This is a genomic window from Aquimarina sp. KJ22-3, assembly GCF_055808215.1.
Map to the genome: position 1 here is coordinate 246,035 of NZ_CM147859.1, position 17,582 is coordinate 263,616.

Below are 17,582 nucleotides of genomic sequence, written 5' to 3' on the forward strand. Positions count from 1 at the left end.
CTAAGCGTTACTTTTGTAGCGCTTAGCTTTTATAGCAATGAATTATGGCGAGAGACGAAAAACTTAAAGAACGTTGGGAACATTTGGTAAACAAACTTTCTACTCAATTTGCTGATGGAGAGGATTTGGATCTGGATGGTATTATATATTTGATCGGAGTTCAGGAACTAGGGCAGCTGCATCGTAGGTTTAAAAAGGATGAGAAGCTTGATCTGATGCATATTGCCATATGCAGACTACTAGAACCTTATGGATATTATGAGTTTGATTACTATGATGATGATGGATGGCCACATTATAAGGTAAAAGAACAATTACCGCACCTTAAAGCAGGAGAACAATCAGTATTGATGAAAGAGGCGATCGTAAATTATTTTCTGGTAAGTCAATATATCGATTAAATTATCACAACTAGTAAAGAGTTATTTTTTAGATTTTAATTAACAACTTAGAATGTAGTATTGTAAATGGTGTTGATATTTTTGTGATGGATGATTTTTACTCATACCTACAACCACACTAATCAAACCAATATCATAACCAATGAAAAAAACTATTCTACTGTATGTAATCTTCAATGTTTTATTTTTTACTTCATGTAGCTCAGACGACGATAATACTGCTGATCCTATTATTGGAAAATGGACGTTGTCCGAAAGATTCCACAATGGAGAAGTATTTGCCTTAGACAACTGTTTTAAATCTGATGAGGTGATTTTTCTGGAAAATGGAACACTAACATCTACTTTTCATAAACTTACAGGGAGCACTTGCGAAGTGTCTCATACTGCAGAAGGTACCTGGAAAAATTTAGGGAATAATGAGTATACCATGGTCGAAAATGGAGAAGAACCCTATACATGTGTAATCAGTGAAAATAGAGCTGTTTTTACTATTGAGACTCAATTTGAATTTCAGGGAGAAGAGATATTGCAAAGGGATATCTTGATAAAGAACTAATCACTCCTTTAGCATTGTAGGCCATAGATTAGACGTCAACCTATAAAAATGCTGGTAGATTCAGTTTAGTTTGTCTAAATTTATAGTAAAATAAACTATGATATTAGGTTTACTTTTTTCTGATATTCCTAATGATTCCGGACCTATTTATAGGGAAACTTTGATGGGAAGGTTACCGGTAGAGCCTTTCAATACGTTTAGCAATCTTGTCTTTCTTTTCATCATCATTTATTTTTCAATTCGTATTTATAAGGATTTGAAAAGACATGCTTTTTTAGCATTCTGTATGCCTGTATTAACCATAGGGTTTATTGGTGGAACTGTATTTCATGGCACTCGTAGTCATGATATTTGGTTATTGATGGATTGGGTTCCGATTATGGTGTTATGCATGTCGGCCGTATTTTATTTTATATTCAAACTATTCACACACTGGTGGAAGCGGTTGATTGCAATTGTACTCATTTTTACTGTGTCATTTGTGATAAGGAGGTTGCCAATGCCTGATTTGATAAGAATATCTTTGGGATATGTCATTACAGCGATTACTGTACTTCTTCCAATTGTCTTGTATCTTGCAAAAACAAGGGGTCGATATAAAGAACTGGTCATTATAGCTGTCGTCAGTTTTGTGATTGCAGTAAGTTTCAGAAGTGCAGATAAGCTTTTACAAATCGATTGGTTGTATATGGGAACCCATTGGTTATGGCATTTGTTTGGAGGAATATCCGTTTTCTTTTTGATGCTATATGTATATAAAGACGGTTTATACAGAAAGGCGGTTTACCCATCCAAATAAAAAGGGCCTAATATTCTTCACCATAAAGAATAATAGACCCCTACATGTTTTGCAATGGATGTTTAGCTTATGTACGCTTCTAACTTGGAGAACGCTTTTTCGCGATAGGGTAATAATTCCTGGTAGGCAGCCCCTTCAAAGACCGCTTGCAACGAATCCATATCATTAAATTCCATTACTGAAACCAAACTAGGTGTGTTTTCGCCAATAAGTGATTTGGAAACTTTGTATTTTCCTACATTTTTGGCACTTACCTCTTGATATAGCTCGCCTACTTTTTCTACATAATAGGATAAGGCTTCCTTTTCGTTGGGATTAATAGTCCCAACGATTACTAAATTTACTTTGTTCATAACATTATTTTTATGGATTAAACTCTTTTGCCCATGTTCTGGCCCATGTTTCCAGAGGATGCAACAATTGAAAAATTTCTTCTCCTTTGTCTGTTAAGCCATACCCTTCTACAGTTCTTTCGATAAGAGAGGCTGTGGTTAATTCTTTTAATCTTTTATTAAGAGTAGAGGGAGATATGGACTCGCATCTTTCCTGAAGCGCCCTGAAAGTGCAAGGACCCTCATTCAACCTCCAAATGATACCCATGGCCCAGCTGCGTCCTAACAGATCGAAGAGCGCCATCAAATGGTTACCAGATTTGGATCCTCTTACGGGTTTTCCTGGTGTTGGGAATGACATATGATTTTTATTTGCTATTAAAAACATAGCAAAGCTACAAAAAGTGTAGCAATGCTACAAAAAAGATAGTAATTTTTTGAAAGGGCTCTTTGGTAGGAATTTAGTGATAAATTATACCTACTAACTTTACATCTGATGAATATCCTTTTAAAAACGTTTATAATTTAGGCTAAAAGCTATAAATTTGCCTTCTTACTAAGAGGATAATCGATGATTGACAAGATTAAAGAATACATCGCTGAGGTTGAAGGTTTCAAGGCCAAAACCAAAGAAGAAGTAGAAGCATTCAGAATTAAATTTTCTGGTAAAAAAGGATTGGTTAATGATCTTTTTTCAGAATTTAAAAATATAGCCAATGATCAAAAGAAAGAATTTGGTCAGGCGATCAATGCACTTAAAACAGCTGCAGAAAGTAAAGTAAAGTCTTTAAAGGATGAGTTAGAGTCCCAAGAAGAAGAAAAAGGAATTTATGGAGATCTTTCTAGACCAGCAGAACCTATTCAGCTAGGATCCAGACATCCTATATCTTTGGTAAAAAACCAAATTATTGAAATTTTCTCTCGTATTGGGTTTAATGTAAGTGAGGGGCCTGAAATTGAGGACGATTGGCATAACTTTACCGCATTAAATTTACCAGAGTACCACCCGGCAAGAGATATGCAGGATACGTTTTTTATTCAGACTGACCCTGATATTTTATTGCGTACACATACATCCTCTGTACAAGTACGTTATATGGAAAACAATCAACCACCGATACGTACGATTTCTCCAGGAAGAGTATATAGAAATGAAGCGATTTCTGCAAGGTCGCATTGTTTCTTTCATCAGGTAGAAGGCTTATACATTGATAAGAATGTATCCTTTGCAGATTTAAAGCAGACGTTACAATATTTCACTACAGAGATGTTCGGAAAATCTAAGATTAGATTACGTCCATCTTATTTCCCTTTTACAGAACCTAGTGCAGAGGTAGATGTATATTGGGGACTAGAAACCGAAACCGATTACAAAATGACCAAAGGAACAGGTTGGTTAGAAATTATGGGTTGTGGTATGGTAGATCCTAATGTACTTAAGAATTGCAATATCGATCCCGATGAGTACAGTGGTTTTGCTTTTGGAATGGGAATTGATCGAATCGCCTTATTACTCTATGGAATTTCTGATATCAGAATGCTGAGCGAAAATGACGTTCGATTTTTGGAGCAATTCAAACCTACTTTATAAATCTTATCTTAATCAAGATACCCAAGAATGAAGAAAGATATCGAAATACCTGTTGTAGAACATGTATACGTTGCCGTGGTGAAGGAATGGAACGAAGAGTTTCTTGCTCAGGACTGGAATTCGTATATTATTAATGACAGAGATACGGCTATAGAAATGGTATTGGTGGTGACCAAAGGATATGATGGTGATCGCAAAACATCATTACTCAGACATGGTATTGGCACCATCGCAGCAAAATCTTCTGCAAAAATTGAGATGATTCAGGAAGAATTACTCAGTATGAATAATGAATTTACAGTTACCTTTTTTGCAGATGGTAAATTGTATGACAAAAAATATGTCTTCAGAAAAAATACCATCAACGAAAATGCTTTCCAGGAGCTTCCGGTAATGGATCAGCATGGGGTTTTGGTAAAATAATTCCTTAATAAGGGTCAACACTTTCAATTCTATCGATAGCAAAAACAGCTTCGGCTTTTATAAGCTGGTCATTGATTTTGACCCTCTCATAAAGGTATAAGGTTTTATAGCTTCCAGCAATATTGATTAGATCTTGTTTGGCAACCGTTACCTCCTTTTTTAGAACAACTTTATCCCAATGGTAGTCGTGTTTAGATAGTTGAAGTACTACACTATCTTCTGAAGAACCAGATAAAGTATAGGTTAACTCTGCTCTTTCTCCCCGTTTAAACCCTTCTCTTCTTCCTGCAACATTGATCTTAGGAATCATTTCGATCATTTTGATATGATAGATATCTTTGTTTGCTGCAGACTTGATTAATGCAACGGTTTCTTCATTGAGTTTGTCATTTTCTTTTCTTTTTTCAACCGATTCAAAGCCTCTACCTACCGATCTCGAAACTTCTTTGGTCATGTTAGTTACCAATAGACCAATTAGCAGTAGGACTGGGATCATAAGAATAATAAAACCTGTATACGCCCAATACGGAGTTTTGATTCGGGCTTCAGCCTTGTTAAGCAAGGTTCTTAATTGAGCATCAGTGCCTACTTCCTTGTCGGTAGTATTGTTTTTTACTTTCCAGAATTTGGTAATAGGGAATACCGGAATAAAAAATAAAAAGAAAAAGTTCTGATATAACTGAAACTTAAGATGACTATACTCGGCTGGTAAATTGAGTTCTTCATGAGTATATGTCTTTGTTCGTATTGAGTATTTGCCATAAAAAATTACCATATCTAGGGGTTTTTGTTTAGTACTAATTTCATTACGGTAATCATCCCGTATAATGCTGATGTATAGATAATCAGTCCAATGATTTGTCCAAAAAAGAAAAACAACTCAGAATCAGCAATGAGCATTCCTAAATTCCGAAATAGAATTCCAAAAAGGTTTGAAGGAAGTATCAAAATTAAATCCAAACCATCCGAAATGGAATCGACGTATTTTGACAATTTTAAATCTGTGAAATAATCATAAGTACCTAGCGAGATGTAAACTAAGGAAATTATGAATGACGTGACCGTTGTTTGTTTCAATTTAGATTAATTTGTCAAACTTGTTGCTTATAGCAAATATATTGATTGAAATTTAAACGTATTGTAAAGTTCCTTTTTTGCTTTACAACTTGACGTGTCTAAAAAAAGTATAAAACAAGTTTTTCAAATTAATAATGATTCAAAAAAGGAAGTGCTTTTTATACTTTTTTTTATTCTAAAATATAACAATATGATAGGATTTTAATAGGATTAATGAAAGTAATTCATTTTGAATTCAATACGACAAAATGCAAAAATAAACGATGAAATACACATTTTGACGTTAATTTTTTGTTAATTTGAATTTTTTTTCTGATTTTTGCATGGTAACTGGAAATAGAATAGATGCAAAAACTTTTACTCTCTTATGTAGCGAGATTAACTATGCTAGGCGTATTGTTCTTTTCCTGTGGTAGTGGTGGTACTAAAACACAAAACATTACTATTGTAGGAACATGGAAACTAAAGCAAGAGTATAGTAATGAAGGAGGAGATACCCCTTTGAAGGAGTTTCCTTTGTCGACATGTGACAAGGCAACGACTTTGGAGATCATGAAAAGTGGAAGGTTTGTAGAGAAAAGTTACTACGAAAATTCCAGTATCGCTGGCGAATGCGCAAAAAACAGTAGTGATACCAGAGGCGACTGGAAAAAAGGACCAGGAGGAATGTTTCTTTTTGTTTATGATAAAGATAATGCACTTTCGCTTGTAGGTTCTAAAGTAACCCTAGAAAATGGAGAACTGATTATCTCGGCAGTATATACAGATCGGGATATGGGACCTAGAACGAAGCTTAAATTTATTTATTCAAAAGTTTAATTTTTAATTGTTTTTAGTGTTTAATTTAAAAGCCTGTGCACGTTACACAGGCTTTTTCGTCTTTTCAATGATTTGCTTTTACACTAATAAAAAATGAGTAGGGCTCATGTACAAATCAAATAAAGACGCAACCACTACTAAAAATATCTTAGTTTGGGGAAACTAATTTGGATTGGTTTTTTCAGGTATATCGACTACGTCCAAAAGAACTTTGACTCGTTTTTCTACCAAAGCATTGTATTTTTTGGTCAGCATATTTATTTCATGAATTATTTTACTAAAGATCTTTTGAGGTTCAAGAATGGATTGCGCTGTAAGATGATTAATCAGTTCCGTAAAGCTTTCTTTAGCGGTATGAATCAATGCAATGGTATTTATCTTACTCGTATTTGTAAACTGAGTGTTATGTGCGATATATAAATCTTCAAAAGAAATATTGCTTTGTTTTAGCTCCTGTGCCCATACAGTGATTTGCAAAGTGTCTAATCCCTCTCGTAGTACCGTTATTTTTTCCCAATCCTCGGTGAGTTTGTGAATGAGGTTCGTTTTATCATAATAATTTTGTTGATGGATCACATCGACATACTGATCTATACTTTGCAATAATACCCGGGCAGCAGCACGTTTTGCTGGTTCAAAGTGATTGGTAAATCCTTCGGTCACTATGCGTATTCCTATAATAGCAAGGTCTCTGCGTTTGTCCAAAAATTCATGTGTAGCGGTAACCGAGCTTCCGAGTTGCTTTTTGTACACTTCTTCTAAGCGAACTAAATGATCATGTAATCCAATAAGTTGAGGTACAACTTGCAATGTTTTGGGGTCGTTTATGGTAATAATGTGTTGTATTTCTGAAAGGTATTCTATAAACTCACTATTTCTGAATCTATAAAAAGTGGGCGTGATAAACATAAGTTGAGCTAGATTTTAGGGCTGCTAATTCTCAAATTGAGTCAGTGTCTTTTAAAATTTGGAGGCCAAGCTATTATAAAAAAACAGAAAATTCTTACGGCTTTCCGCAATACCCAGAAAATAAAGTAATTAATAGCTTCAATAATTTCTAAGTCTCAGGATTTCAGCCGAATAAAAAACAACTTTTTTTGAATTTGTGTTAACCTTTTTCAAAATCACACATTAACCTACCAGATCACTTTGCTCTTTTTGCACAAAGTGTGATTCATACAGTATTAACTTAAAACCGTTTTAATTATGAAAAAAGTAGTATTGGGGCTGATCATTATTTTTTGTTGGTCATGTCAAAATGAGAATGATCCAATCGTTCAGGAAACTAGTAAGGAAGTATTTGTCGCCTATTCGGGAGGTGAATCTATTTCAAAAGGACCTTCTGGAAGATTATGCAGATTTATTTTTGAGTATGGTAATCTGATGTGCGATCCCAGCGGGAACAACTGTCGTTGTGACGGTACCAACGGATTGCTATGTAAAATCAGCATGGAGTGTTATCCAGATCCAACAATTGGAATTAATCTCCCTCCTGTAGTTTGGGACCCTTGTAAGATCATTCCTTGTGGGTGGAATTATAATGACCCATGGATTATTTATGACAAGATCGACCCTCGGAAATTTGGATCGATTAGGGATTATTTGCAAGTTGAAGTTCAACAACCTAGTGCAACCGCCTTTCCATTTGTAATGAACAAAGAAGTTCTGGGCTTGCAGTTTTATCAACCCAACAATTTGATGAGTATAAATGCCGTAGGTTTGGGAGACCCTTCTCCGCAACCAAGTATCTATCATTTGAAAAATACAATAAAGCTAGACCCAAAATTGTCTCAAGAACTGGGCTTACAGAGTAATATCATCAAACCTGGTGAATACCCAGTAGTTCTTAATCCAAAAAACAACACTTACAATGTGCTTCTAAAAGTACAGTAATTAGTGTGTCAACTGTGATTTGTTATCCCGGATACAGTCAATAAATAAGAACATTAGGCTGTATTCGGGTCTTTTATTAATTAACCAAAGTTTATCTTTTACTGAAATATGCCTTTCTAATTAGGGCAAAATAGATACAGATCGGAATAAATATACATACAATTACCGAAGAAGTTTTGTAGCTACTACCTATGTCGTTAAACAGATTTAAGAAATCTACCGAAGAGTTAAATAACCATAAAGCAAATAACTCAAAATCTGGGATGAATATCAGAAACAGAGTTAATAGCAGTAAAAATGCTATTTTGAGGTAATGGTTGTCTAAAATCTTATCGAGCAAAAATATCCATGTAAATGGAATAAGGATATACCAAATAATGATATTAATTTCTTCATAAGTGAACCCTGTTAGTTTCTCAAGGAATTTTAAAAAATCATAAACTACTTTGAACAGAGCTTCCACCGCATTATGAACGCTAAAGGTTAAAAGAAATTAGTATCCAATTTTTTCACGTACTCTGGCAAGAACTTCATTGGCAATAGCAGTTGCTTTTTTGGCTCCTATAGCTAAAGCTTCATCAACCTCGTTCAAGTTTTCCATATAATACGTATAGCGTTCACGCTCTTTGGCAAACTTCTCGATCAGTAATTCGAATAAGGCTTGCTTGGCATGACCATACCCATAATTTCCTCCCAAGTAGTTTTGTCGCATTTCTTCCTGTTGGCCAGGAGATGCAATTAATTTATACAAACCAAAAACATTACAAGTATCCGGATCTTTTGGATCTTCAAGAGGAGTACTATCGGTTTCTATAGACATGATTTGTTTTCTGAGTTTTTTGTCGGGTAAAAACAAGTTGATAATGTTTCCTTTAGACTTACTCATTTTGGTGCCATCGGTACCAGGTACATACATCGTATCTTTTTTAAGTTGTATTTGAGGTAATACAAACACTTCACCAACTTTATTATGAACCCTACTGGCTACATCTCTGGTAAATTCCAAATGTTGTTCCTGATCCTTTCCTACAGGAACTATTTCGGCATCATACAACAGTATATCTGCGGCCATAAGCATTGGGTATGTAAAAATCCCGGCATTTACGTCATCTAATCGATCGGCTTTATCCTTAAAAGAATGAGCTAATTTTAATCGTTGATACGGAAAAAAGCAATTTAGGTACCAAGCAAGTTCTGTTACTTGAGGAATATCGCTTTGTCTATAAAAAACACTTTTTTCTATGTCCAGACCACAAGCCAGCCATGTGGCAGCAGTAGAGTAGGTGTTTTCTCTTAGCGTTTTAGCATCTTTAATTTGTGTCAAAGAATGCATATCCGCAATAAACAGAAAAGACTCATTTTCTGGCTGATTGGCCATTTCTATAGCAGGGAGTATCGCTCCTAATAAGTTTCCTAAATGTGGAGTTCCGGTACTTTGAACGCCAGTTAGAATTCTAGACATAGTATTTTTTAGTTTGTGGCAAAGGTAATTTTTTTTGTGAACCGAATATCGTTTTTTGTTGGCTAAAGAGATATTTTTTATCATCAAAGTATGGTGGTCTGCAAAAAGTATTATACTAGCTCGAAGCAATTATGTATTTTTGAGAAATGACTTTGATTCGAAACATACTCATACTGCTTTGGCGTATTTGGTTTTACATACTTGTGGGCGTTCCTATCATCATTATGTTTCCGATTTTATTGATATTCACCTCTAGAGAAGAATGGTATCCTCAATTTTTTGTAGTGGCTCGATTTTGGGCAAAAATTGTTTTATATGGTAGCGGATTTATTCCCAAAGTTACCAAGGAAACCGAAGTAGATCGCAAAAAAAGTTACATGTTTGTGGCTAATCATGGTTCGATGACAGATATTATGTTTATGCTCTACTGCGTAAAAAACCCATTTGTGTTTGTAGGGAAAAAGGAGCTGGCAAAGATCCCGATTTTTGGATTTTTCTATAAACGCACTTGTATTTTGGTGGATCGCAACAGTCAAAAAAGTAGAAAAGAGGTTTTTGATAAAGCTCATGCGAGATTACATAACGGAACCAGTATCTGTATTTTTCCCGAGGGAGGTGTTCCAGATGATCAAACTATAATACTTGACGAATTTAAGGATGGAGCTTTTCGACTGGCAATAGATCATCAAATCCCTATTTTACCATTGACCTTTTTTGATAACAAAAAGCGTTTTTCGTATACTTTTTTTAGTGGTAGCCCAGGAGAAATGAGAGGGTTTATTCATAAAGAAATCCCAACCCAGGGATTGACGCAATCCGACAAAAAAGAACTGAAAGAAAAAGTACGTGGCATCATTCTTGAAAAGCTGGAAGCAGATTTGAAAGATTAAATACAAAAGCCGCTCCTATATAAGAACGGCTTTGTTCATCATTGCCATTTAAAGCAATAACTACCTAACCAACTAAACCATTTGATTTCTTATTTAAAATTTTATGCTCATCCCAGTGTAGACTCCAAAATAGAACGGTCTAAAATCTCCGGCATCATTAAAGGCATTAAACTGATATTTAAAAATAGGTTCTAGATTGATCTGGAATTGATCTGACAATTCATAATCAATTCCAATACCAATATTACCACTGAAGCTTACATCGTTCAGATTATTGGCTTGCCCGATTTCAGTTTCAAAATCTCCGGCTTCCAACGAAATTTCATTGTCTTCCAGAAAAAGAGTACTTATTCCACCAATCATATTTACTCCAACTTTCTTGTCCACAATAGCATACTTCATTTCCAAAGGCACTTCGATATATCCAATTCGCTGATTTAATAAACCAGCGTTTTGTCGTTGATTAATGGCATCACGATTCACCTCCGAAGCATTAAAACCAGGGACATCTTGAGTTCCAATATCTGATACCAAAATAGCTTGTGCACTAGGTGCATAATCAATGCTTGAAATATTTTGACCTGTTGCAGAGGGAGAAAACCCCACATCAAGTGTATTGTAGCTTAAATCTACTTTGTGTACACCAGAGCGGATACTAAATCGCTTATTGATCTCATAGGCTACTTGTACCCCATAACTTAAATTCACCTGGCCACTCTTTTCATTGTCTGCAAATTGCCTATCAATAGAAGAGCCATTACCAACAGAGTTATAATATACAGGAGCTACATTAGGAGCTACAGTCCATTTTTTACCGGATTCTTCAGTTGCTTCTGTATCTTCTTCTTCATTTTCTGCGATAGCATCAAAAATGGATTTTTTAACAGATTCTTCAGTAGTAGTCTTGATGTCTTCAGTTATGGATTTCTCAGTACTATCCTCACCGTTATCCATGGCGATATGATCTGCAATGCGTTTCGCATCCTGACCAGAGTCAGTATCCAATGGTTTTGCATTGGAATCCTGGTTTGTAGTCTTAGGATCTGTATTCTGATTTTCGGCTAAACCAGTGGTCGCTTTTGAAGGATCTTGTGGAGTAATTAATGAGCTTTCTTCTTTTTCTGAAATCGCAGTATTTGTTTTCTGATCAGAAGTTTGTTCTACAATTGCATTTTGGGTTTGTGAGTAGGATGATCCTTTAGGTGTTGTATATCTATTTTCTTTGGGGAGTTTAGCATCTACTGCTTTTCTTTTTTGAGGAGTAGCTATTGTATTTGGAGAAGAAGTGAGTGCCTCATCTTCTTGTGGTGTTTTTGACTCGGACGAATTTTCGTCGGTTTGTTCTGTAGAAACTACTGTAGTGTTTGGGATACTATAATTTGTTGTAGAGTCTATAGGATTTGAAGGGGTTTCCTTGGTTTCGGATTCTACAAGAGTAGGGTTTTGGGTACCAGTACTTTTTGTTAAAGAAAAGTACCCAATAGCAATCAAAATAGCAGCTACTGCCGCTACGCCTCCAACTTTATACCAAAGAGGAAGTATAAATGCCCGCCTACGATCATTGTCTTTTCTGGCTTTTATTTTTTCCCATACCGATTCATCCGGAGTAACGTCAAAATCCTTGAATTTCTCCTGAAATAAACGGTCTATATTCTTTTTATCGTTCATTATCTATCGTCAATTGCCCGCACATACGGTTCTTGATTGGTTTCTATTTTTGTTTTTAAAATGTTCCTGGCTCTTGCCAGATTCGATTTTGAGGTACCTACAGATATGCTAAGCATTTCGGCAATTTCCTTATGAGCATATCCATCCAAAACATAAAGATTAAACACTAACCGGTATCGGTCGGGTAGCTGCTGGATAATACTCAAAAGGTAATCTAATGATACCTCTTCATTTTCTATTTCTACTTCAACTTCTTCAATTTGTTCTTCGTTAACAATATCAAAAACTTTCTGTTTTCTATACTTCTGTAAGGCGGTATTAATCGTAATTCGTTTCATCCAACCTTCAAAAGAGCCTTTGCTTTTGTATTGTGTGATTTTATCAAAAATAGTTATAAAAGCATCTTGCAAAGTATCTTCGGCACTAGAGTAATCGGTAGAGTACTTCAAGCAAATAGAGAATAATTTACTACTGTACAATCGATATAATTGCTCCTGAGCCGCAGCGTTTTTTTCTTGCATTTTTTTATGAGTTGATCCAACCCCACTAACTACCTTTTTGATTTTGCGTTTAATTCTCTACGGGTACTTCTATTGTAAGATATTGATTGTTTCCTTGGCTATCTCTTCCTTGCCAGAACCTGAAAACATAAGATTCTTCATTTCCTACAAAAAACTCTAGGGATTCTTCTACACTGGCGGTATCTTCCAGATCTCTACAGTTATCTGGATTTACCACTAGATTAACAACAGCTACTGTACGTTCATTGTCACTAGGTGTGTAATCAAATCCAGCAAAAGCATGACAAGAAGTAGGTCTGAAAAAAGTAACACTTATGGTGTACGTTTCTCCTCTTACAAAGGTATCCGGGACCGTAGCCGTTTCTATAGGGACTAACTCATAGAAAAAACCAGTATTGTCATCAACACCACATCCCGAAGTCATTGCGATGATAAAAAAAGCCAAAATGATCTTAATCGTCTTCATAAACATTATGGGGTTAGAATAATAAACATATATAATCTAATATATAGATGAACGTAAACAGATAAGGTTGCTTTAAGGTATAAAAAAATCCTGTCGCGATCATGATCACAACAGGATTTTAATATGATGATTAAAAATATTTATTGCTCTTTAATAATCTTTATCGCCTCTTTAATCTTTTCTTCCAGCTCTTCCATTAGTTCTGGATTGTCATTTAGTAATGCTTTTACAGCATCTCGACCCTGGCCAAGTTTAGTATCTGCGTAGCTAAACCATGATCCGCTTTTCTTTACGATCTCATAGTCAACACCGATATCGATGATCTCTCCTGTTTTTGAGATACCTTCACCATACATGATATCAAATTCTGCTGTTCTAAAAGGAGGTGCTACTTTGTTTTTTACAACTTTCACACGAGTTTTATTTCCTTGTACTTCACTGTTACTATCTTTAATCTGCGTAGAACGACGAATATCCAATCGTACTGAAGCATAAAATTTCAGTGCATTACCTCCGGTTGTAGTTTCAGGATTTCCGAACATAACACCAATTTTTTCACGAAGCTGATTAATAAAAATCACCGTACAATTGGTTTTGCTGATAGAACTGGTTAACTTTCTTAATGCTTGAGACATTAATCGTGCATGAAGCCCCATTTTGGAGTCTCCCATTTCACCTTCAATTTCACTTTTTGGAGTTAATGCCGCTACCGAGTCTATAACGATGATATCAATAGCTCCAGATCTGATCAGGTTATCAGCAATTTCTAGTGCTTGTTCTCCGTGATCTGGTTGTGATATGATAAGATCATCAATATCAACACCTAATTTTTCTGCATAAAAACGATCAAAAGCATGCTCCGCATCAATAAAAGCAGCAATCCCTCCTGCCTTTTGTGCTTGTGCAATCGCATGTAATGTAAGCGTTGTTTTACCCGAAGATTCTGGTCCGTAAATCTCTACAATTCGCCCTCGTGGATACCCTCCAACACCTAGTGCCAAATCCAAACCAAGAGATCCGGTTGGGATGACATCTACTTCCTGAACAGAACTGTCACTCATTTTCATTACAGTTCCTTTTCCGTAGGCTTTGTCTAATTTATCTAAGGTTAATTTGAGGGCTTTTAATTTTGCATCTTTCTCTGTACTCATTTGTTGTTCAAATATATCGGGATTTGACATTGGAATTAACTTTTTGCTAAAGTACTATTTCTTTTTGTAGTTGGTCTATAGATTTCCAAATGGTTATTAACAACAAAATTAGAGAATGAGAGTACCAAAAAATGAAACTCAATAAATTATTTTTTATCCCTACGCAACCCTTCAATACATGTTGCATCTATCATATAAAAGCAAAGAGAACAAAACCGTAGAACGACTTAATAGTAGATGAAATTTCTTAAAAAGGTCACAAGACATAACCATGCGGGCTATGTGATTACAAAAATTAGTAATTGCATAGTAGAAGGTGGCTAGCTTCGTTATTGAATTATTTTATCGTTAATAGATTAGAAAGAATCAATAACGAATTAGCCAAAAAAAGCCTTGAAGATATCTTTAAGGCTTTTTTTGTTTTCCTGATAGGATTTGTACTTTTGCACAAAATATCTTTTTAACTTAAAACATTAGTATAGCATGCAACTGTACAATAAATTAAGTGCAAAAGAAAGAGCAGCTCTTATCGACGAGGCCGGTACGGATCGGCTTACGCTTTCTTTCTACCAATATGCACATATCGGAAATCCGGAAATTTTCAGAAACCACCTTTTTATTCGTTGGAACGAACTCGATGTACTTGGACGTATCTATGTAGCCAAAGAAGGGATCAACGGACAACTTTCTGTACCAGCTCCTAATTTTTTGACTTTCAAAGAGCATCTGGATAGTATTTCTTTTCTTGAAAATGTTCGTTTGAATATTGCTCGCGAACAAGATTCGAAATCTTTCTTGAAATTGAAGGTGAAAGTGAGACATAAAATTGTAGCCGATGGCTTGAATGATGATACCTTTGATGTTACCAACAAAGGAGTGCATGTTGATGCCCAGCAATTTAATGAGCTCATCGAAAACCCGGATACGGTGTTGGTAGACATGCGTAACCATTATGAAAGTGAAATCGGTCATTTCAAAGGTGCCGTGACACCAGATGTGGATACGTTTAGAGATTCTTTGGATATTATCGAAGAAGATCTGAAAGAGCATAAAGAAGATAAAAATCTTGTGATGTATTGTACGGGTGGGATTCGTTGCGAAAAAGCAAGTGCTTATTACAAACACAAAGGATTCAAAAATGTATATCAGTTAGAAGGTGGTATTATCGAATATGCCCGACAAGTCGAAGAAAAAGGATTAGAAAACAAGTTTTTGGGTAAAAACTTTGTTTTTGATCACCGTCGAGCAGAACGTATTTCAGACGATGTTATTGCCAATTGTCATCAATGTGGTAAACCTTGTGATACCCATATAAACTGTGCAAATGAAGCGTGTCATTTGTTGTTTATCCAGTGCGAGGATTGTGCGGCAGCTATGGAAAACTGTTGCTCTGATGCTTGTAAAGAGGTAAATCGTTTGCCATACGAAGAACAAAAAGCTTTGAGAAGAGGAAAAGGGAATAGTAACCAAATCTTCAAAAAAGGTCGTTCTGAAGCGCTGATTTACAAGAAGTAATGCTAAAATACAAAAGATACTATGGTTGATAATTTTTTTCATAGTATCTTTAACGATTGAGATGCCGGAAATCCAGTGTTTTCTGGCTTTAGTAAGAACCATATTTGTAGTGATGTAAATCATCATGTACAAATTTCAATATAGTAGGAACATATGGGGTGTAGTAGTTGTTCTTCCGGAAAAGACGGACAACCGAAAGGATGTAAGAATAATGGTACCTGCGGTGCCGATGGATGTAATAAATTAACAGTTTTTGACTGGTTGTCAAATATGTCGCTTCCCAACGGAGCAGCACAATTTCCTTTTGCCGAAATACGATTCAAAAACGGTAGAAAAGGCTATTTCAAAAATACAGAAAATCTTTCCTTAAGTATCGGAGATATTGTTGCTACCGAAGCTTCTCCTGGTCATGATGTGGGTATGGTCTCCCTAACAGGAGAATTGGTGCGTATCCAAATGAAAAAGAAGAAGGTAGAAGAAGAAGGGGATGATATCAAAAAAGTATACCGTAAAGCCTCTCAGAAAGATATAGATATCTGGCAAAAGTCTCGGGATCGCGAGGAAAAAATGAAGGTGAGAGCTCGGGAAATTGCGATACGATTGGAGTTACAAATGAAAATTTCGGATATCGAATTTCAGGGAGACGGATCTAAAGCTACTTTTTACTACACCGCAGAAGAACGTGTGGATTTCAGACAGTTGATCAAAGAATTTGCACACGAATTCAACACCCGTATCGAAATGCGTCAGGTTGGTTTTAGACAGGAGGCCGCTCGATTAGGAGGAGTAGGGTCTTGTGGTAGAGAATTGTGTTGTTCTACCTGGCTTACGGATTTTAGATCGGTAAATACCAGTGCGGCTAGATATCAGCAATTGTCATTAAATCCTCAAAAACTTGCGGGGCAATGTGGTAAGTTGAAGTGCTGTTTGAATTATGAGTTAGATGCTTATATCGAAGCGTTAAACAGTTTCCCAAAACCAGAAACAAAACTGAAAACAGAAAAGGGAACTGCAGTATGCCAAAAAATAGATATTTTTAAAGGACTATTGTGGTATGCGTATGAAGGTGAATGGATGAACTGGCATAAAATATCTGCTGAAGATGCGAGAGAAATTATTGCAGCAAATAACAACGATGAAAAGGTAGCTAGCCTAGAAGAGTTCGCTTCAGAATTGATGGAAAACACTAAAACCGATTTTGAAAACGTTGTAGGACAAGATAGTTTAACCAGATTCGATCAGCCAAAACGAAGCAAGAGAAGGAGAAAAAATCGAAATAGAAAGAAAAACGCTGGAAACGCTTCTTCGCAAAAGCAAGTGGCTACATCGAATGCATCAAAAGGAGGGAACCCTGAAAAGAAAAACACCAATAAGTCAAAGAACCAACGTAACAAAAGACATCGTTCGCGTAATAAAAACAATGATAAATCTTAAAGGTATAGGTTGGATTTGCGTGATGCTGCTGTTGTTTTCATGTGATGATCAACAAATATTTGATCAATACCAAACGGTGGCAGAATCATGGGAGCAGGATGAAAAAGTAAACTTTTCACTGCCTTCACTTGATCCCGAAAAAGAATACAATTTGTTTATCAATGTGCGTAATACTAACGATTATAAGTACAGCAATTTGTTCTTGATCAGCGAAATGAGATTTCCTAACGGGAAAGTGGTTACCGATACCTTAGAATATGATATGGCAGCACCCAATGGAGAGTGGTTGGGAACTGGTTTTTCGGATGTAAAGGAGAATAAACTTTGGTATAAAGAGAAAGTAAAGTTCATTGAAGATGGGACGTATGAGATTACCTTACAGCATGCAATGCGTAAAAATGGAACTGTAAACGGTATTTACGCTTTGGAAGGAATTACCGATATTGGATTTAGAATAGAAGACGCTCAAAACCTTAAATAAATGGCAAAGGCAACACCCAAATCAAAAAAAGAACACCAAAAAAAAGGCAGGAACTAGTACACTAAAGTTTATCAAAGCGTTCTGGATCGCATTTGGAACC

The 17,582-nt window shown here is 35.8% G+C and carries 20 protein-coding genes and 1 pseudogene; 11 read left to right on the top strand and 10 right to left on the bottom strand.

Features of this window, described 5'->3' with window-relative positions:
• The first annotated feature begins 44 nt into the window (after positions 1-44).
• From AC0L3Q_RS01025 to AC0L3Q_RS01035, 3 genes are all read left to right on the top strand, one after another.
• Entirely contained in the window at positions 45-401 is a 357-nt protein-coding gene (locus AC0L3Q_RS01025) for a hypothetical protein (RefSeq protein WP_473284322.1), read from the top strand.
• A 142-nt stretch (positions 402-543) separates the two neighbouring features.
• The gene (locus tag AC0L3Q_RS01030) at positions 544-960 is read left to right on the top strand and encodes a lipocalin-like domain-containing protein (protein WP_473284324.1); all 417 of its coding nucleotides are present in this window, start codon (positions 544-546) and stop codon (positions 958-960) included.
• 97 nt (positions 961-1,057) lie between these two features.
• The gene (locus AC0L3Q_RS01035) at positions 1,058-1,759 is read left to right on the top strand and encodes a ceramidase domain-containing protein (RefSeq protein WP_473284326.1); all 702 of its coding nucleotides are present in this window, start codon (positions 1,058-1,060) and stop codon (positions 1,757-1,759) included.
• 62 nt (positions 1,760-1,821) lie between these two features.
• On the opposite strand, the gene AC0L3Q_RS01040 is transcribed toward AC0L3Q_RS01035, so the two are convergent.
• Both AC0L3Q_RS01040 and AC0L3Q_RS01045 read right to left on the bottom strand, forming a co-directional pair.
• Positions 1,822-2,112 carry a DUF1330 domain-containing protein gene (locus tag AC0L3Q_RS01040; protein WP_073315908.1) on the bottom strand — a complete coding sequence of 97 codons (291 nt, stop codon included), beginning with the start codon at positions 2,110-2,112 and terminating at the stop codon, positions 1,822-1,824.
• A 10-nt stretch (positions 2,113-2,122) separates the two neighbouring features.
• Positions 2,123-2,452, bottom strand: a complete 330-nt coding sequence (locus AC0L3Q_RS01045; RefSeq protein ID WP_473284329.1) for a winged helix-turn-helix transcriptional regulator — start codon at positions 2,450-2,452, stop codon at positions 2,123-2,125.
• 210 nt (positions 2,453-2,662) lie between these two features.
• On the opposite strand from AC0L3Q_RS01045, the gene pheS reads away from it, so the two are divergent.
• Together pheS and AC0L3Q_RS01055 are read left to right on the top strand one after the other, a co-directional pair.
• Positions 2,663-3,682: a phenylalanine--tRNA ligase subunit alpha gene (gene pheS, locus AC0L3Q_RS01050; protein ID WP_073315906.1), complete on the top strand. Its 1,020-nt coding sequence runs from the start codon at positions 2,663-2,665 to the stop codon at positions 3,680-3,682.
• 27 nt (positions 3,683-3,709) lie between these two features.
• Positions 3,710-4,105 (top strand): hypothetical protein, encoded by a 396-nt coding sequence (locus AC0L3Q_RS01055; protein WP_473284331.1) that lies wholly within the window; start codon positions 3,710-3,712, stop codon positions 4,103-4,105.
• A 4-nt stretch (positions 4,106-4,109) separates the two neighbouring features.
• On the opposite strand, the gene AC0L3Q_RS01060 is transcribed toward AC0L3Q_RS01055, so the two are convergent.
• Together AC0L3Q_RS01060 and AC0L3Q_RS01065 are read right to left on the bottom strand one after the other, a co-directional pair.
• Positions 4,110-4,880: a hypothetical protein gene (locus AC0L3Q_RS01060; RefSeq protein WP_473284333.1), complete on the bottom strand. Its 771-nt coding sequence runs from the start codon at positions 4,878-4,880 to the stop codon at positions 4,110-4,112.
• A gap of 2 nt (positions 4,881-4,882) precedes the next feature.
• A complete protein-coding gene (locus AC0L3Q_RS01065) occupies positions 4,883-5,182 on the bottom strand; it encodes a hypothetical protein (protein ID WP_473284335.1) in 300 nt (99 codons plus the stop codon).
• A gap of 345 nt (positions 5,183-5,527) precedes the next feature.
• Between AC0L3Q_RS01065 and AC0L3Q_RS01070 the strand changes: the two genes are divergently transcribed.
• A complete protein-coding gene (locus AC0L3Q_RS01070) occupies positions 5,528-6,001 on the top strand; it encodes a hypothetical protein (RefSeq protein WP_473284337.1) in 474 nt (157 codons plus the stop codon).
• 162 nt (positions 6,002-6,163) lie between these two features.
• Here AC0L3Q_RS01070 and AC0L3Q_RS01075 read toward each other — a convergent pair whose 3' ends face one another.
• Positions 6,164-6,910, bottom strand: coding sequence for a DUF6261 family protein (locus tag AC0L3Q_RS01075; protein ID WP_473284339.1), 747 nt, complete (start codon positions 6,908-6,910; stop codon positions 6,164-6,166).
• Between the two features lie 297 nt (positions 6,911-7,207).
• Between AC0L3Q_RS01075 and AC0L3Q_RS01080 the strand changes: the two genes are divergently transcribed.
• Positions 7,208-7,894 carry a hypothetical protein gene (locus tag AC0L3Q_RS01080; RefSeq protein WP_473284341.1) on the top strand — a complete coding sequence of 229 codons (687 nt, stop codon included), beginning with the start codon at positions 7,208-7,210 and terminating at the stop codon, positions 7,892-7,894.
• A 493-nt stretch (positions 7,895-8,387) separates the two neighbouring features.
• Here AC0L3Q_RS01080 and trpS read toward each other — a convergent pair whose 3' ends face one another.
• Positions 8,388-9,356, bottom strand: a complete 969-nt coding sequence (gene trpS / locus AC0L3Q_RS01085) for a tryptophan--tRNA ligase (protein ID WP_473284343.1) — start codon at positions 9,354-9,356, stop codon at positions 8,388-8,390.
• Positions 9,357-9,502: 146 nt separating this feature from the next.
• Here trpS and AC0L3Q_RS01090 point away from each other — a divergent pair, with 146 nt between their 5' ends.
• Entirely contained in the window at positions 9,503-10,246 is a 744-nt protein-coding gene (locus AC0L3Q_RS01090) for a lysophospholipid acyltransferase family protein (RefSeq protein WP_473284345.1), read from the top strand.
• 93 nt (positions 10,247-10,339) lie between these two features.
• Here AC0L3Q_RS01090 and AC0L3Q_RS01095 read toward each other — a convergent pair whose 3' ends face one another.
• The 4 genes and pseudogenes from AC0L3Q_RS01095 to recA all read right to left on the bottom strand — a co-directional run bounded on the left by AC0L3Q_RS01095 (position 10,340) and on the right by recA (position 14,052).
• Positions 10,340-11,914: an outer membrane beta-barrel protein gene (locus AC0L3Q_RS01095; protein WP_473284347.1), complete on the bottom strand. Its 1,575-nt coding sequence runs from the start codon at positions 11,912-11,914 to the stop codon at positions 10,340-10,342.
• A pseudogene (locus AC0L3Q_RS01100) lies at positions 11,914-12,461 on the bottom strand (RNA polymerase sigma factor). The gene AC0L3Q_RS01095 and the pseudogene AC0L3Q_RS01100 overlap by 1 nt, the downstream one beginning before the upstream one ends.
• A 23-nt stretch (positions 12,462-12,484) precedes the next feature.
• The gene (locus AC0L3Q_RS01105; RefSeq protein WP_473284349.1) at positions 12,485-12,901 is read right to left on the bottom strand and encodes a hypothetical protein; all 417 of its coding nucleotides are present in this window, start codon (positions 12,899-12,901) and stop codon (positions 12,485-12,487) included.
• Between the two features lie 140 nt (positions 12,902-13,041).
• The gene (gene recA / locus AC0L3Q_RS01110; protein WP_473287032.1) at positions 13,042-14,052 is read right to left on the bottom strand and encodes a recombinase RecA; all 1,011 of its coding nucleotides are present in this window, start codon (positions 14,050-14,052) and stop codon (positions 13,042-13,044) included.
• Positions 14,053-14,535: 483 nt separating this feature from the next.
• Between recA and trhO the strand changes: the two genes are divergently transcribed.
• The 3 genes from trhO (at position 14,536) to AC0L3Q_RS01125 (ending at position 17,482) form a co-directional block, all read left to right on the top strand.
• The gene (gene trhO, locus AC0L3Q_RS01115; protein ID WP_473284351.1) at positions 14,536-15,567 is read left to right on the top strand and encodes an oxygen-dependent tRNA uridine(34) hydroxylase TrhO; all 1,032 of its coding nucleotides are present in this window, start codon (positions 14,536-14,538) and stop codon (positions 15,565-15,567) included.
• 153 nt (positions 15,568-15,720) lie between these two features.
• Complete coding sequence (locus AC0L3Q_RS01120) at positions 15,721-17,001, top strand: PSP1 domain-containing protein (RefSeq protein WP_473284353.1); 1,281 nt, start codon at positions 15,721-15,723, stop codon at positions 16,999-17,001.
• A complete protein-coding gene (locus AC0L3Q_RS01125; RefSeq protein WP_473284355.1) occupies positions 16,988-17,482 on the top strand; it encodes a gliding motility lipoprotein GldH in 495 nt (164 codons plus the stop codon). The genes AC0L3Q_RS01120 and AC0L3Q_RS01125 overlap by 14 nt, the downstream gene beginning before the upstream one ends.
• The last annotated feature ends 100 nt before the right edge of the window (positions 17,483-17,582 follow it).

Bases quoted from the DNA above. Each gene is read 5' to 3' on its own strand.
- AC0L3Q_RS01055 (WP_473284331.1), top strand. From the start codon at position 3,710: ATGAAGAAAGATATCGAAATACCTGTTGTAGAACATGTATACGTTGCC.
- trhO (WP_473284351.1), top strand. From the start codon at position 14,536: ATGCAACTGTACAATAAATTAAGTGCAAAAGAAAGAGCAGCTCTTATC.
- AC0L3Q_RS01025 (WP_473284322.1), top strand. From the start codon at position 45: ATGGCGAGAGACGAAAAACTTAAAGAACGTTGGGAACATTTGGTAAAC.
- AC0L3Q_RS01125 (WP_473284355.1), top strand. From the start codon at position 16,988: ATGATAAATCTTAAAGGTATAGGTTGGATTTGCGTGATGCTGCTGTTG.
- trpS (WP_473284343.1), bottom strand. From the start codon at position 9,356: ATGTCTAGAATTCTAACTGGCGTTCAAAGTACCGGAACTCCACATTTA.
- AC0L3Q_RS01070 (WP_473284337.1), top strand. From the start codon at position 5,528: ATGCAAAAACTTTTACTCTCTTATGTAGCGAGATTAACTATGCTAGGC.
- AC0L3Q_RS01090 (WP_473284345.1), top strand. From the start codon at position 9,503: ATGACTTTGATTCGAAACATACTCATACTGCTTTGGCGTATTTGGTTT.
- AC0L3Q_RS01080 (WP_473284341.1), top strand. From the start codon at position 7,208: ATGAAAAAAGTAGTATTGGGGCTGATCATTATTTTTTGTTGGTCATGT.
- recA (WP_473287032.1), bottom strand. From the start codon at position 14,052: ATGAGTACAGAGAAAGATGCAAAATTAAAAGCCCTCAAATTAACCTTA.
- AC0L3Q_RS01045 (WP_473284329.1), bottom strand. From the start codon at position 2,452: ATGTCATTCCCAACACCAGGAAAACCCGTAAGAGGATCCAAATCTGGT.
- AC0L3Q_RS01030 (WP_473284324.1), top strand. From the start codon at position 544: ATGAAAAAAACTATTCTACTGTATGTAATCTTCAATGTTTTATTTTTT.
- AC0L3Q_RS01095 (WP_473284347.1), bottom strand. From the start codon at position 11,914: ATGAACGATAAAAAGAATATAGACCGTTTATTTCAGGAGAAATTCAAG.
- AC0L3Q_RS01035 (WP_473284326.1), top strand. From the start codon at position 1,058: ATGATATTAGGTTTACTTTTTTCTGATATTCCTAATGATTCCGGACCT.
- AC0L3Q_RS01075 (WP_473284339.1), bottom strand. From the start codon at position 6,910: ATGTTTATCACGCCCACTTTTTATAGATTCAGAAATAGTGAGTTTATA.
- AC0L3Q_RS01060 (WP_473284333.1), bottom strand. From the start codon at position 4,880: ATGGTAATTTTTTATGGCAAATACTCAATACGAACAAAGACATATACT.
- pheS (WP_073315906.1), top strand. From the start codon at position 2,663: ATGATTGACAAGATTAAAGAATACATCGCTGAGGTTGAAGGTTTCAAG.
- AC0L3Q_RS01105 (WP_473284349.1), bottom strand. From the start codon at position 12,901: ATGAAGACGATTAAGATCATTTTGGCTTTTTTTATCATCGCAATGACT.
- AC0L3Q_RS01120 (WP_473284353.1), top strand. From the start codon at position 15,721: ATGGGGTGTAGTAGTTGTTCTTCCGGAAAAGACGGACAACCGAAAGGA.
- AC0L3Q_RS01040 (WP_073315908.1), bottom strand. From the start codon at position 2,112: ATGAACAAAGTAAATTTAGTAATCGTTGGGACTATTAATCCCAACGAA.